This window comes from Stenotrophomonas maltophilia group sp. LNF247 (genome assembly GCF_054083135.1).
In genome coordinates, this window is the sequence record NZ_JBSRQL010000008.1 from 167810 (window position 1) to 181341 (window position 13532).

Below are 13532 nucleotides of genomic sequence, written 5' to 3' on the forward strand. Positions count from 1 at the left end.
ACTGTCCGGAGGTTGCGGTCGATTATACGGGTGCCGGACCGGACGGCGTCGGGATTGGCTGAACGTGGCTCAGGCGTTGCGCTGCAGCCACTGCAACGCGGCGGCGGCGGTATGGAAGGAGCCAAACACCAGTACGCGGTCACCGCGCTCGGCCCGGTCCAGTACCTGCGCCAGCGCCTGCCCGACCGAAGCGGCCAGCTGCGCGCTGCCAGCATCGGTCTCGGCCAGGCGCGCCTGCAACTGGGCGGCACTCTGGCCGCGCGGGCCGTCCAGGCCGGCAAGGGTCCACTCGCCAACCACGCCCTGCAATGCCTGCACCACACCCACCGCGTCCTTGTCCTGCAATGCGGCATACACCGCCAAGGTGCGCCCGGCCGACGCTTCGGCCTTCAGCGCACGGGCCAGCTGGCCCGCCGCCTGCGGGTTGTGCCCGACGTCGACGCGGATCTGCACGCCATCTCGCTCGAACGCCTGCAGCCGACCCGGGATATGCGCCGCCGCGATACCAGCGGCCCACGCCGCGCGCGGCACCGGCTTGTCCAGCGCGCGCAGCGCAGCAATGGCGGCACCCGCATTGGCCAGCTGGATCGGCCCGGCCAGCGCCGGGGTTGGCAGTTCCATGCGCAGGCCAACGTCCCGCCAGCGCCAGCGCTGGGCATCGATCGGCTCGTAGAAATAGTCGCTGCCGCCGCGGATCGCGTTGGCACCCACCAGGTAGGCCCGTGCGAGCACGCTCGACGGCGGGTCGGTCTCACCCAGGATCACCGGCTTCCAGCCACGGATGATGCCGGCCTTCTCGGTGCCGATTGCTTCGCGGTCTTCGCCCAGCCATTCGGCATGGTCGATGTCCACAGTGGTGATCACGGCCACATCGGCGTCGACGATGTTGACCGCATCCAGGCGACCGCCCAGACCCACTTCCAGAACCGCCAGGTCCAGCCCGGCGTCGGCGAACAGCTGCAGCGCGGCCAGCGTGCCGTACTCGAAATAGGTCAGCGTGGTCTCGCCGCGTGCGGCCTCGACGGCGTTGAACGCAGCAACCAGCGCCGCATCGTCCACGTCCTGGCCGTCGATGCGCACGCGCTCGTTGTAGCGCAGCAGATGCGGCGAGGTGTACGCGCCAACCTTCCAGCCGGCGGCACGTGCAATGGCTTCGATGAAGGCGACGGTCGAGCCCTTGCCGTTGGTGCCACCAACCACGATGGTGCGCTTGCCCGGCACCCCCAGGCCCATCGCGGTGGCCACGGCGCGCACGCGCTCCAGGCCCATGTCGATGGTCGCCGGGTGCTGGCGTTCAATGTAGTCCAGCCAGTCGGCCAGGGTGGTCGGGGTGTTCGTCACGGCAGGGGTTCCAGCAGAAGCAGGTGGTTCGGGAATCAGAGGGCGCGGTGCTTGGCTTCGCCGAAGAACGGCGTGTGGTGGGCGCAGTCGTTCAGGCGCACCACTTCCAGGCTGTCCAGGTCGGCGCCTTCGAGCAGGTTGAGCGTGGTCGGTGCCTGGCGGAAGGTCCACAGCCGGGAAAGCGGCAGGCCCAGCACCTTGCACAGGATCACGCGGTTGACCGCATCGTGCGCAACCACCAGCAGGGTGTCGTGCTCGCCGAGGCCTTCGGTGGCGCGGGCCAGGCCACGCCAGCTGCGCTCCAGCACCAGGCGCAGCGATTCGCCGCCGGGCATCAACACCGTATCCGGCTCCTCGCGCCAGGCCTGCAGGCGCGACGGATCCTTCTCGTGGATCTCGCTGGCCAGCAACCCTTCCCATTCACCGTGGGCGATTTCCTGCAGCTCCGGCTCGGTCAGCAGCATGTCGGCGCGGGCGGCGCCAAGCGCCAGCTGCGCGGTCCGCTGCGCGCGCGACAGCGGCGAGGCGACGGCACGGGTGATGTCCACCGAGGCCAGGCGGGCACCCAGGGCCTGGGCCTGGGCTTCGCCGATCGGCGAAAGCGGGATGTCGATCTGGCCCTGGTAGCGGCCTTCGGCGTTCCACGGCGTTTCGCCGTGGCGGGCAAGCAGGATGCGCATGCGTGCAAGGGGTCCTGGGGGGAGGAGGTTTCCGCGTTTCGTTCACATCCTGTGAAGCACGCGGAACAGGGATGATACCTGTTCGGCGCACCCGGCCGGGCAGCTAGGGATGGAGTGCAACCAACGACGTCGAAGCGGACAGCCACGTTCACTTTGCAATATGCAACTAATCTGATGGTATTGCTGGCACCGGACGTCCACGCTTGGAGCCTTTGCGGGCCGATCAATGTCCAATCGATCCTATCTGTGCTGCAGCCCCCTGCCGGGCATCTATCCCAGCTTCTCCGTCGACTACGATTCCGACGTGCAGACACTGGCAAACGATGTCTACTGCATACCGCTGCTGTGGCCGGCGCTTTTCACACCCGAGGATTTCCAGCGGGCTGATTTCGAAGTCGATGGCGAAGTTGTGATCGGACAGGCACCTTCGGCACCCAAACAGAAAGTGCTCGAAACCCTTCGGCGCCGCCGCACAGGCGTCGTCCAGGCATTCAAGGGTATCGGTGATCTTGCTCCGTACGTGAACATGCTCGAACGGGTGATTGAAGACGCACCGTATGAGTTCATTTCAATCGAAATGGACGAAATTGCCGCCCTGAACGATCCCGAGGAAGATTTCTATGAAGCGTTCGAGCGCTTGTTGTCCGGATTGGATGCACCGGACGAAGACGTTTGCGAACAGCTGATCGCGCTGGCTGCAATGGAACACAGCTGGCCTATCCCATCCGTCCGCCTGCATCTCGACGGCCTTGAGGGCTCGGAAGATGACTACTGGAATCACTGTCGGGTGCTCGGAGCGGGCAGCGATGTGTCGGGAATGGGGCGCCCGGTTCCCTGGGAAACCGCTTAGGGCTGCTGACAAAAAACCCCGCGACAGACGTCGCGGGGTTTGAGGATTTGCAGTAGATCCACGCCATGCGTGGATGCACCGCCCGGCAGTGTCTGCAGGCGTTGCCGGCCAGCGGCCGGCACTACCGCAACCGGTTTACTTCACCAGGTTCAGTTCCTTCAGCAGCTGCGGCGCCGGCGCCACTTCCTGCATGATCCACTGCATGTAGCGGCTGTCGACGGCGATCATGCGGGTCATCACCGGGTCGAACACCCAGTTGGAGCTGACCGATTCCCAGTTGCCATCGAAGGCCAGGCCGACCAGCTTGCCGTTGGCGTCCAGCACCGGCGAACCCGAGTTGCCGCCGGTGATGTCCAGGTTGGACAGGAAGTTCACCGGCACCGAACCGATGCGCTTGTCTTCCAGGCCGCCGTAACGCTTGGCCTTGACCGCATCGAGCAGCGCCTTCGGCGAATCGAACGGATCTTCACCGGTCTCCTTCGCCGCCACGCCTTCCAGGGTGGTGAACGGGGTGTACGTCACGCCGTCCTTGCCATAGCCCATGACGTTGCCGAAGGTGATGCGCAGCGACAGGTTGGCGTCCGGGTAGACAAACTCACCCTGGCTCTTCTTGTAGTCGGCCACGGCCTGCAGGTACAGCGGGCGCGCGGTCAGCGATTCGCCTTCGCGGATCTTCTTCTGCTCTTCCTGCTTCAGCAGTGCCGGCATGACAGCCACGGCGTACTGGATGGCCGGATCGCTGCTGGCTTCAAACGCGGCACGGTCGGCCTTGAACCACTTCAGGCGTGCATCCAGGCTGCCCAGCTCGGTGCCCGACAGCTTGGCCACCACCGACTTCACCGCAGCGGCATCGCTGCCGGCCAGCCACTTGTTCAGCACGTCATTGTCGCGCTGCGCGGCCGGCAGGGCCACGTACTGCTCCAGCCAGTAGGCCTGCAGCTGCTGGTCCATCTTCGCCACGTAGCGACGATCCATCTGCTTCAGGCCACCTTCGATGGTGGTCAGGTCGCGTTCCTGGTAACCGGCTTCGCGTTCGGCATCCGGCTTGCTGCGCTCGATCGACAGGCGGTACAGGGTGATCGCCGCGCCAACGGCCGAGGTGTTGTTGAACTGGCCGACGAACAGGTCGCGTTCGCGGGTGGCCTTGCTGGTATCCAGATGCTTGAGCAGCTGCGCGTGTGCGGCCAGGGCCGGCTTGCCGGCAGCGCCCTGCTTCTTCAGCCATGCCAGCACGGCGGCTTCTTCAGCCTGCTTCTGGCCAGCGGCGTCGATGCGCTTGAAGCCTTCCAGCTGGCCCAGGTAGTTCTTGGCCACGTTGTTCATGCTGGCGGCGGTGGCGGCGTACTTCACCTTGACGTCGGCGTCGGCCTTGCCGGCGTCGGCGATCAGCTTCAGCACCGCGTTGTAGTGCTTGGCGATGGTCGGGTAGGTGAAGCTGGCGGTTTCGTTGAACTCACCGGCCAGCGCGTAGCGGTTGGTGCGGCCCGGGTAGCCGGCCACCATCACGAAGTCGTCGGCGCCCAGCGGCTGGTCGGCGAACTTCAGGAAGTGCTTGGGCTGGTACGGCACGTTGTCGGCGGCGAAGGCGGCCGGCTTGCCGTCCTTGCCGACGTAGGCGCGGTAGAACGAGAAATCGCCGGTGTGGCGTGGCCACATCCAGTTGTCGACGTCGCCGCCGAACTTGCCGACGCTGCCCGGGGGCGCGTAGACCAGGCGCACATCCTTGATTTCCATGTTGCGGAACAGGCGGTAGGTGTTGCCGCCGGAGAAGCTGTACAGGCGGCAGCGGAAACCGGCATCGGCCTCACAGGCGGCAACCTGGGCCTTGTCGAAGGCGTCCAGCGCGCGGCTGCGGGCCAACGGGTCATTGCCGGCGGCGGCGATGGCGGCCTTGGCCTGGGCGGTGACGTCGGTGATCTGGTCGAGCACGAACACGCGGGCGTTCGGGCCGGCGCTCAGTTCGTCCTTCAGGGTCGGCGCGTTGAAGCCGTCCTTGATCAGGTTCTTCTGCGCGGTCGAATTCAGCTGGATGGCGCCATACGCGCAATGGTGGTTGGTGACCACCAGACCCTGCGGCGAGACGAAGCTGGCGGTGCAGCCGCCGAGGGCGACGACCGCGCCCATCGGGTCGCCGGTCAGGTTGGACAGCTGCTGCGGGGACAGCTTCAGGCCGGCCTTCTGCAGCGGGCCGGCGATTTCCGGCAGCTGCTGCGGCACCCACATGCCTTCAGCGGCATGGGCGACCTGGGCCAGCCCGAGGCTGGCGACGATGGAAAATGCAAGCAGGTTCGAGCGCATGGAGCGGCCCCTGGTAGTGGAACCCTCGATTGTAGCCCGCCGCCCTGCCCCGGCCCGAACCCCGGAAGTCATGGGCCTGCTTCTTGCTCTGCCACGCGCACGTCGGCCGCGCACACGGAAATCGTCCAGAGGGGGCGTGGTCACCCTGGACGGGACCGTTGGTGCCATGGGCCGGGCGCATGCGACTGGCAGGTTGGGCAGGACGCCCAACCCCGGTCTTGCCGTGTGCGCAGGATAGCGCGCACGAGCAAGGCGCCATCGAGCACCATGGATGGGCTTTTGCGTGTCCCGGCCAGGGTGACCACGCCCCCTTTCCCGGATCAGGGAGGCGCCGCTGTTCGCAGTACGTTCGAAACGCCCGCCGGCGCACGCCTTTCGTTCCACCACTGCACCCGCAGCGCAACATGGGAATTCCGTCCGGCACCCTATAATCCGCGCTTTCCCCCTGATGAGTTCCACCCCGATGGCGCAGCAAACGATGAAGGCCCTGGTCAAGCGCGAAGCAGCCAAGGGCATCTGGCTGGAAGAAGTTCCGGTGCCGACCCCCGGCCCGAACGAGGTCCTGATCAAGCTGGAGAAGACCGCGATCTGCGGTACCGACCTGCACATCTACCTGTGGGACGAGTGGAGCCAGCGCACCATCAAGCCGGGCCTGACCATCGGCCACGAATTCGTCGGCCGCGTCGCCGCGCTGGGCTCGGCAGTGACCGGCTATGAGATCGGCCAGCGCGTCTCGGCCGAAGGCCACATCGTCTGCGGTCATTGCCGCAACTGCCGGGGCGGCCGCCCGCACCTGTGTCCGAACACCGTCGGCATCGGCGTCAACGTCAACGGCGCGTTCGCCGAATACATGGTGATGCCGGCCAGCAACCTGTGGCCGATCCCGGACCAGATTCCGTCGGAGCTGGCCGCGTTCTTCGATCCTTACGGCAACGCCGCGCACTGTGCGCTGGAATTCGATGTGATCGGGGAGGACGTGCTGATCACCGGTGCCGGCCCGATCGGCATCATCGCCGCCGGCATCTGCAAGCACATCGGCGCGCGTAACGTAGTGGTGACCGACGTCAACGACTTCCGCCTGAAGCTGGCCGCCGACATGGGCGCTACCCGCGTGGTCAACGTGGCCAACCAGTCGCTGAAGGACGTGATGAAGGAACTGCACATGGAAGGCTTCGACGTGGGCCTGGAAATGAGCGGCAACCCGCGCGCTTTCAATGACATGCTCGACTGCATGTACCACGGCGGCAAGATCGCCATGCTCGGCATCATGCCCAAGGGCGCCGGCTGCGACTGGGACAAGATCATCTTCAAGGGCCTGACCGTGCAGGGCATCTACGGCCGCAAGATGTACGAGACCTGGTACAAGATGACCCAGCTGGTGCTGTCCGGCTTCCCGCTCGGCAAGGTGATGACCCACCAGCTGCCGATTGACGATTTCCAGAAGGGCTTCGACCTGATGGAAGAAGGCAAGGCCGGCAAGGTCGTGCTCAGCTGGAATTGACCCGAAGGGTCAATTCCCCCGCATGTTTCCTTATCCCCGCGCCTTTGGCGCGCCCCCTTGAACAACAAGGGGGCTCTTCCCCAGATGGGATCAAGAACACCGCGGAACTGAAAAAGGCGCCCGATGGGCGCCTTTTTCGCAATGCGTGCCAGGCAAGCCTGGCACCTGCCGTAACGCCTGCGGCGTTACTTGCCGACGGCCACGCTCAGCATCACCCGGCTGTGGGCCAGCTTGCCGGAGTTGTCACGGCCGTTGCCATCGGTGCCGTAGTAGCCCAGGCCGACGTTGAACAGGCCGAACTGGCGCGCGACGCCGACGTTCCAGTCGGTGTAGTCCTTGGCGATGCCGTCCTCGAAGGTGCTGCGACCGACGTTGGCATTCAGCGTGAAGTCTTTCGGCAGGCCCCAGCTGCCGCCCAGGCCGAAGTACCAGCCATCGGTGCTGCTGTTCCAGACATCGTTGGTGTAGGCCACCGTCAGCTTGTAGGTCTCATCCAGCGTGGTGGTGGTGATCAGCTCGTTGTAGTTCAGCTCGCTGGCACCGAGGTAGGTGTAGCGGTTCAGCAGGGCGTCGAAATTGACGCGGGGCGTGACGTCAACGCCATAGCCGATCTGGTAGTCGACCTCGGTGCTCGGGTCGCCCGGACCGAAGTCGACGCCCGAACCCCAGACACCGGCATACAGGCCGACCGGCGAGGTGTAGGTGAACCCCGCCTGCAGGGTCGGCTTTTCGTCGGTCTGTGAGACACCACGGAACAGGTAATCGGAAACGGCGGTGACGTTCCAGCTGTACGGCGATTCGTCTTCCTGGGCACTGGCGGTGAACGGGGCGGCCATGGACAGGGCAGCGGCAATGGCGAGGCAGGCACGGGCGTGCTTCATGAGCGTCTCCGGTGGGGGCGGTGGCGTGGCGCGGAAGGCGGGGCGGCCGGAGCGGGACAGCGCCGGTTCACGAATTTTTAACCCGTTTGCTATTGCGATGCAACATGTGTCCGCTCTGGTGGCGCCGCAACTGCGCCGGTTGGCAAGCGGCGATGCCCGGTAGAATCAGCGGTTTCCCCGCTCAGAACCGTGCCCACGCCATGACCGACCCCTCCTCCGCCCTGACCCGCCACTACGCCGAGGAACTGGACGCCATCCGCGCCCAGGGCCTGTTCAAGTCCGAGCGGATCATCACCAGCCCGCAGTCGGCCGAGATCACCCTCGACGACGGCCGCACGGTGCTGAATTTCTGTGCCAACAACTATCTGGGCCTGGCCGACCACCCGGACCTGATCCAGGCCGCCAAGGACGCGCTGGACAGCCACGGCTTCGGCATGGCGTCGGTGCGCTTCATCTGCGGCACCCAGGACCTGCACAAGCAGCTGGAGAAGCAGATCGCCGATTTCTTCGGCAAGCAGGACACCATCCTGTACGCGGCCTGCTTCGATGCCAATGGCGGCCTGTTCGAGCCACTGCTTGGCGAGAATGACGCGATCATTTCCGACGCACTGAACCATGCGTCGATCATCGACGGCGTGCGCCTGTGCAAGGCCAAGCGTTTCCGCTACGCCAACTGCGACATGGCCGACCTGGAAGCCCAGCTGCAGGCCGCCGATGCCGCCGGCTGCAAGACCAAGCTGATCACCACCGACGGCGTGTTCTCGATGGACGGCTTCATCGCGCCGCTGGACGAGATCACTGCGCTGGCGAAGAAGTACAACGCGCTGGTGCACATCGACGAATGCCACGCCACCGGTTTCCTTGGCGCCACCGGCCGCGGTTCGGCCGAGGTCAAGGGCGTGCTGGAGAAGATCGACATCATCACCGGCACCCTGGGCAAGGCCATGGGTGGCGCACTTGGCGGCTTCACCTGCGCCAGCGCCGAAGTGATCGAACTGCTGCGCCAGCGCTCGCGCCCGTACCTGTTCTCCAACTCGCTGCCGCCGCACGTGGTGGCCGCAGGCATCAAGGCATTCGAAATGCTGGCCGCCGCCGACGACCTGCGCAGCACGCTGGCCGAGAACACCGCCTACTTCCGCGAAAAAATGACCGCGGCCGGTTTCGACGTGAAGCCGGGCGTACATCCGATCAGCCCGGTGATGCTGTACGACGCGCCGCTGGCACAGAAGTTCGCCGAGCGCCTGCTCGAAGAAGGCATCTACGCGATCGGTTTCTTCTTCCCGGTGGTACCCAAGGGCCAGGCGCGCATCCGCACCCAGATCAGCGCCGCGCACAGCCGCGAGCATCTGGACCGCGCGATCGATGCATTCACGCGCATCGGCGTCGAACTGGGCGTGGTCAAGGGCTGACCGCACCGGGGTCGGATCCCCAGGGGTAGCGCCGGGCCATGCCCGGCGATTTCCCGAAAGCCGCGCCATGCGCTCGCCGGGCACGGCCCGGCGCTACCGAAATGACGCGCGACGCGCGTCACTTCTTTTTCTTCTTGCCCTTCGGCTCGTCCTTGCTGGCCACCACCACCGGCTTGGCGGCGGCATCCTGGCCATTGCCCTTGGCTACGCGGATACCGTTGGCCTTCATCCAGGCATCGAACTCATCGGCGGTCATCTTCTTGTCGCCGTTGCTCATCAGGAAGCGGTAACTGCCGCGACCATCCAGCTCCGGGGTCTTCACTTCCACCACCGGGGTCTCGGCCGGCGTTTCCGCCTTGGCCACCTTCTTGTGGCCACCACAGGCGCTCAGCAGCACCATCGGCAGCAGCAGGCCTGCGCAGCGCAGGGTTTGATTGAGGGTCAGGTGGTACATGGCAGGCTCCGTTCGGGATATTCGACAGCCAGGCGCCCCCTACGCCTGGAACGGCGGCCGGCAAACGCCGGCCACGGGCGATGATCAGCCCGGTGCAGCGGCCCCCAGCCGCTGCTGGTCGCTGACCTGCAGGACCCGCCACTGGCCCTTGCCGAGATCGCCGAGCTGCAGCCCGCCGATCGCGACCCGGACCAGGCGCAGCACCTGCAGGTCGAAGGCCGCCAACAGGCGGCGGATATGGCGATTGCGGCCCTCGTCGAGGACCACCTCCAGCCATGCGGTCTTGTCGCCACTGCGCAGTACGCGCACGGCACGGGCGGCGAGGAACTCGCCCTCGTCCTCCACGCCGGCCCGCAGTGCCGCCAGCGTCGCGTCATCGGGCAGGCCATCAACCTGCACGTGGTAGGTCTTGTCCGGCCCGGTCTGCGGGTCGGTCAGGCGCGCCGCCCACTGCGGATCGTTGCTGAACAGCAACAGCCCTTCACTGGCCTTGTCCAGGCGCCCGACCGGCGCGATCCACGGCAGCCCCGCGCCATCGAAACAGCGGTAGACGGTGTCGCGGCCGCGCTCGTCCTGCGCGGTGGTCACTACCCCGCGCGGTTTGTTGAGCATCAGGTACAGGCGCTGTGGCGCGCCCATGGGCTGGCCATCGACCTCGATCGGCGGCACCGGCTGGCCAATCGGAAATTCCGGGTCGCGCACGATCCGGCCGGACACGCGTACGCGGCCTTCGGCAATCCAGCGCGCGGCCTCGCTGCGCGAGCACACGCCGGCCTTGGACAGTACGCGCGCCAGGCCATGGCGGACACCGGCGGAAGCGGCAGCGGAAGTCGCACGCCCACGCGGTGCGTGGGAGCGGGCAGCGGGGGCAGCAGGTGGGCGGCGCGTGCGCAAGCCTCTGCTCCCCGCGGTGCTTATTTCTTGTCGACCGGCTTGGTCTCAGCCGGTGCTTCAGCCGCCGCCGGCGTGGCGGCCGGGGCCGGACGCGCCTTGACCACGCGCACACCGCGCGCCTTCATCCAGGCGTCGAACTCTTCGGCGGTCATGCGCTTGCCGTTCTGGCTCATGTCGAAGCGCCAGGGCGTGTTGTCGAATTCGGTCTGCGGCTTGTAGGCCGCCGGATCGTTCGGCTTCACCGCCGGTGCGCTAGGGATGGCCTTGGCGATGTTCTGGCAGCCGTCGATGCGCAGGCGCTGCAGCACCTGGTCCAGCGACTGCGACGGATCGTAGTTGCTGCTCAGCACACCGGCCGGCATGCCCAGCTGGTTGCCACGGATGTACAGCTCGTCGGCCACCGGCGCGATGGTCGTGGCCGGCAACGGCAGCGGCGAGGCGCTGGTGTTGACCGAGCAATCGACCGCAGCGTGGGCGGCGGGAACCAGGGCCAGCGCCAGGAAGGCGGCCGATGCAGAGCGCAGCATGAGGGGCATCCAGGAAAGGAAGGGACGCGGCGAGTTTAGCAATGCCGCGACAGCTTTCAAGCGCCACTTTCAATGAATACGGCAACTCATTGGTTTTAAGGATAAAAACCCGACGAACGGTTACTTGCAGACCACCAGATGCCTGGATTGAGTGCCGCAGAAACAACAAGACCCGGCCGAAGCCGGGTCCTGCTGTGTCCTACTGGCAGAGCGTCAGAACTTAGTTCTGGACGTTCAGCTCGGTACGACGGTTCTTGGCGCGACCTTCCGGGTTGTCCGAACCATCCGGGTTGGTGTTCGGAGCAATCGGACGGCTCTCGCCGTAGCCGATCGGGCCGACCAGGCGACCGGCGTCAACGCCGTTCTTGGTCAGGTAGTTGTACACGGCGGTGGCGCGACGCTCCGACAGCTTCTGGTTGTAAGCGTCGGTACCCTTCGAGTCGGTGTGACCGGCAACTTCAACGCGCAGATCCGGGTAACGCTTCAGGATCTCGGTGGCTTCGCTCAGGATCGCCACGGCGTCCGGACGCAGGTTCGACTTGTCGAAGTCGAAGTTGACGCCCTTCAGGTCGATGGAGACCGGCACCGGGCAACCGTCCGGACCGATGGTCTGACCCGGCTGCGAGTTCGGGCACTTGTCGTCGCAGTTGTTGACGCCGTCACCGTCGTCGTCCAGATCGGCGCAGCTCGGGGCAACCGGAGCCGGAGCCGGAGCAGCCGCGACCGGAGCCGGGCCCAGCGGGATCACGACGCCGACCGAAGCCAGCACGTCACCGAACCAGTCTTCGTTCGGAGCAGCAACGCTCTGGTCGTCGAAGTCAGCGCGGTAAGCCACTTCGGCGCGGACAGCAACGCGCTTTTCGAAGGTGGTCTGCAGGCCGACGCCCAGCTTGGCGGCAACGTTGCCGTCCTTACGCTGGCGCGGACCGTTGGCATTCAGCGCCGGGTACTCTTCTTCCGACTTCTGGTAGCCCAGGCCACCGACGATGTACGGGTTCCAGCCGCGGCCTTCCTTGATGAAGTGGCGACGCAGGTCCAGCGAGACGCCGTACTGCGACCAGTTCAGGTCCTTGTTCGAATCAAAGTTCGGGTTCTGATAGTTCAGCTCACCGTCCAGCGACCAGTTCGGGCTGATGAACTTGCCCAGGCCCAGGGTCACGAACGGAGCATCATTGGTCAGACGGTCGCTGTCCTGGAAGTTGAAGCCGGCCGAACCGGTCAGGTACCAGCGGTCATCGAACTCCTGCGCCGAAGCTGCCTGGGCGAAAGCCAGGCCGCCCAGCAGCGCGGCAGTAAGGATCTTCTTGTTCATTGAGTACAGCTCCTATTTCGGGGGTATGAAACCGGTAGAGGCATGGGCCAGCACAAGTGCGTCGATGTACGACAGCCGATTCAGCACGCCACCGCCGCGAACATTATGCTCAGGCGGGTGAAGGCCATGTTAACAGTCCCGTAACATGTGAAGTGTCGCGCCCGACCGTCCATCGGTCCGACGTTGAAACCCTATACAGGATGATGAAAATCCGCAAGACCCTCACGCTGCAAGGGTTTGACGGGGTTTAGGCGTTGGAAACGACACATTGCGCAGCGCGCTGCGATGAGCAGTTCAGCGTCTCTGCGAAAAGGTGAGGAACCTTATGATGGAAACCACGAACCCAGCCGGAGCCGTGATGAAAGCCGTCGCCCTGAGTCGTGAGTCCGCCCCCGCGCTGTGCGATATCCGCCTTCCTCCGCCGCTGCCTCCACGGGGGCGCGACCTGCTGGTGCGGGTCGAGGCGATTTCGGTCAACCCGGTCGACGGCAAGCAGCGTGCCAGCACGGATCCAGCCACGCTCCAGGCACCTCGCATCCTTGGCTGGGACGCGGCCGGCGTAGTGGAGGCGATCGGCGACGAGGCCAGCCTGTTCGCGTCCGGTGATGAGGTCTATTACGCCGGTGATGTCACCCGCCCGGGGTGCAACGCGCAGTACCAATGGGTGGACGAACGTCTGGTCGCGCGCAAACCCACCACGCTGGATTTCGCCGAGGCCGCGGCACTGCCGCTGACCACGCTCACTGCCTGGGAACTGCTGTTCGAGCGCATGCCCCTGCGGCTGGATGATTGCCGCCACGCCGGCCAGAACCTGCTGGTGATCGGCGGTGCGGGCGGCGTCGGCTCGATGGCGATCCAGCTGGCCCGCCATGCGGGTTTCGAGGTGATCGCCACTGCGTCGCGCGAAGCCTCGGCCGACTGGTGCCGGCAGATGGGTGCCCGGCACGTGATTGATCACCGGCAGCCGCTCCAGGCCCAGCTGCATGCGCTCGGCATCGACGCGGTGCAGGTCGCACTCAACCTGGCCGACACCGACCGGTACTGGGATGAGCTGGGCCAGCTGCTGGCGCCGCAGGGACATGTCGGGCTGATTGTCGAGCCACGTGGCCCGCTGCGCATCGGCGATCCCTACAAGGCCAAGTGCATCGGCATCCACTGGGAATTCATGTTCGCGCGCTCGCGCTTTGCCACCGCCGACCGCATCGAACAGCACCGCATCCTCAGCCGCGCCGCCAGCATGATCGATGCTGGCCAGCTGCGCGGCACGCTCAGTGAGTCACTGGGCACGATCAATGCGGCAAATCTGGACATTGCGCATCAGCGCCTGGCCAGCGGACGCACGGTGGGCAAGCTGGCACTGGTGGGCTGGGACGACTGAAGCGTCA

The 13532-nt window shown here is 65.8% G+C and carries 12 protein-coding genes; 4 read left to right on the top strand and 8 right to left on the bottom strand.

The features are described from left to right. Positions 1-69: 69 nt before the first annotated feature. A complete protein-coding gene (gene folC, locus ACTXG9_RS10645; RefSeq protein WP_456115728.1) occupies positions 70-1341 on the bottom strand; it encodes a bifunctional tetrahydrofolate synthase/dihydrofolate synthase in 1272 nt (423 codons plus the stop codon). 35 nt (positions 1342-1376) lie between these two features. Further along, positions 1377-2021 carry a histidine phosphatase family protein gene (locus tag ACTXG9_RS10650; RefSeq protein WP_005408242.1) on the bottom strand — a complete coding sequence of 215 codons (645 nt, stop codon included), beginning with the start codon at positions 2019-2021 and terminating at the stop codon, positions 1377-1379. A gap of 226 nt (positions 2022-2247) precedes the next feature. Here ACTXG9_RS10650 and ACTXG9_RS10655 point away from each other — a divergent pair, with 226 nt between their 5' ends. Next, complete coding sequence (locus ACTXG9_RS10655; protein WP_111104139.1) at positions 2248-2871, top strand: hypothetical protein; 624 nt, start codon at positions 2248-2250, stop codon at positions 2869-2871. Between the two features lie 135 nt (positions 2872-3006). On the opposite strand, the gene ACTXG9_RS10660 is transcribed toward ACTXG9_RS10655, so the two are convergent. Beyond that, on the bottom strand, positions 3007-5169 hold the full coding sequence (locus ACTXG9_RS10660) for a S46 family peptidase (RefSeq protein ID WP_021202994.1): 2163 nt from the start codon (positions 5167-5169) through the stop codon (positions 3007-3009). A 478-nt stretch (positions 5170-5647) separates the two neighbouring features. Between ACTXG9_RS10660 and tdh the strand changes: the two genes are divergently transcribed. Then, a complete protein-coding gene (gene tdh / locus ACTXG9_RS10665) occupies positions 5648-6670 on the top strand; it encodes an L-threonine 3-dehydrogenase (protein WP_026346966.1) in 1023 nt (340 codons plus the stop codon). Between the two features lie 185 nt (positions 6671-6855). On the opposite strand, the gene ACTXG9_RS10670 is transcribed toward tdh, so the two are convergent. Then, positions 6856-7551: a TorF family putative porin gene (locus tag ACTXG9_RS10670; RefSeq protein WP_021202258.1), complete on the bottom strand. Its 696-nt coding sequence runs from the start codon at positions 7549-7551 to the stop codon at positions 6856-6858. A gap of 200 nt (positions 7552-7751) precedes the next feature. On the opposite strand from ACTXG9_RS10670, the gene kbl reads away from it, so the two are divergent. After that, positions 7752-8960, top strand: coding sequence for a glycine C-acetyltransferase (gene kbl, locus ACTXG9_RS10675; RefSeq protein ID WP_021202257.1), 1209 nt, complete (start codon positions 7752-7754; stop codon positions 8958-8960). Between the two features lie 118 nt (positions 8961-9078). On the opposite strand, the gene ACTXG9_RS10680 is transcribed toward kbl, so the two are convergent. The 4 genes from ACTXG9_RS10680 to ACTXG9_RS10695 all read right to left on the bottom strand — a co-directional run bounded on the left by ACTXG9_RS10680 (position 9079) and on the right by ACTXG9_RS10695 (position 12147). Continuing rightward, positions 9079-9414 carry a hypothetical protein gene (locus ACTXG9_RS10680; RefSeq protein WP_019659556.1) on the bottom strand — a complete coding sequence of 112 codons (336 nt, stop codon included), beginning with the start codon at positions 9412-9414 and terminating at the stop codon, positions 9079-9081. A gap of 84 nt (positions 9415-9498) precedes the next feature. After that, entirely contained in the window at positions 9499-10308 is an 810-nt protein-coding gene (locus ACTXG9_RS10685) for a pseudouridine synthase (RefSeq protein ID WP_019659557.1), read from the bottom strand. A 20-nt stretch (positions 10309-10328) separates the two neighbouring features. Then, complete coding sequence (locus ACTXG9_RS10690) at positions 10329-10835, bottom strand: hypothetical protein (RefSeq protein WP_014646073.1); 507 nt, start codon at positions 10833-10835, stop codon at positions 10329-10331. Between the two features lie 220 nt (positions 10836-11055). Then, the gene (locus tag ACTXG9_RS10695; protein ID WP_019659558.1) at positions 11056-12147 is read right to left on the bottom strand and encodes an OmpA family protein; all 1092 of its coding nucleotides are present in this window, start codon (positions 12145-12147) and stop codon (positions 11056-11058) included. Positions 12148-12505: 358 nt separating this feature from the next. Between ACTXG9_RS10695 and ACTXG9_RS10700 the strand changes: the two genes are divergently transcribed. Continuing rightward, a complete protein-coding gene (locus ACTXG9_RS10700) occupies positions 12506-13525 on the top strand; it encodes a zinc-binding alcohol dehydrogenase family protein (protein ID WP_021202255.1) in 1020 nt (339 codons plus the stop codon). Positions 13526-13532 lie beyond the last annotated feature (7 nt).

Excerpts from the sequence above, each read along its gene's own strand:
- ACTXG9_RS10650 (WP_005408242.1), bottom strand. The coding sequence starts at position 2,021 with ATGCGCATCCTGCTTGCCCGCCACGGCGAAACGCCGTGGAACGCCGAA.
- ACTXG9_RS10655 (WP_111104139.1), top strand. The coding sequence starts at position 2,248 with ATGTCCAATCGATCCTATCTGTGCTGCAGCCCCCTGCCGGGCATCTAT.
- ACTXG9_RS10660 (WP_021202994.1), bottom strand. The coding sequence starts at position 5,169 with ATGCGCTCGAACCTGCTTGCATTTTCCATCGTCGCCAGCCTCGGGCTG.
- tdh (WP_026346966.1), top strand. The coding sequence starts at position 5,648 with ATGAAGGCCCTGGTCAAGCGCGAAGCAGCCAAGGGCATCTGGCTGGAA.
- ACTXG9_RS10670 (WP_021202258.1), bottom strand. The coding sequence starts at position 7,551 with ATGAAGCACGCCCGTGCCTGCCTCGCCATTGCCGCTGCCCTGTCCATG.
- kbl (WP_021202257.1), top strand. The coding sequence starts at position 7,752 with ATGACCGACCCCTCCTCCGCCCTGACCCGCCACTACGCCGAGGAACTG.
- ACTXG9_RS10680 (WP_019659556.1), bottom strand. The coding sequence starts at position 9,414 with ATGTACCACCTGACCCTCAATCAAACCCTGCGCTGCGCAGGCCTGCTG.
- ACTXG9_RS10690 (WP_014646073.1), bottom strand. The coding sequence starts at position 10,835 with ATGCTGCGCTCTGCATCGGCCGCCTTCCTGGCGCTGGCCCTGGTTCCC.
- ACTXG9_RS10695 (WP_019659558.1), bottom strand. The coding sequence starts at position 12,147 with ATGAACAAGAAGATCCTTACTGCCGCGCTGCTGGGCGGCCTGGCTTTC.
- ACTXG9_RS10700 (WP_021202255.1), top strand. The coding sequence starts at position 12,506 with ATGAAAGCCGTCGCCCTGAGTCGTGAGTCCGCCCCCGCGCTGTGCGAT.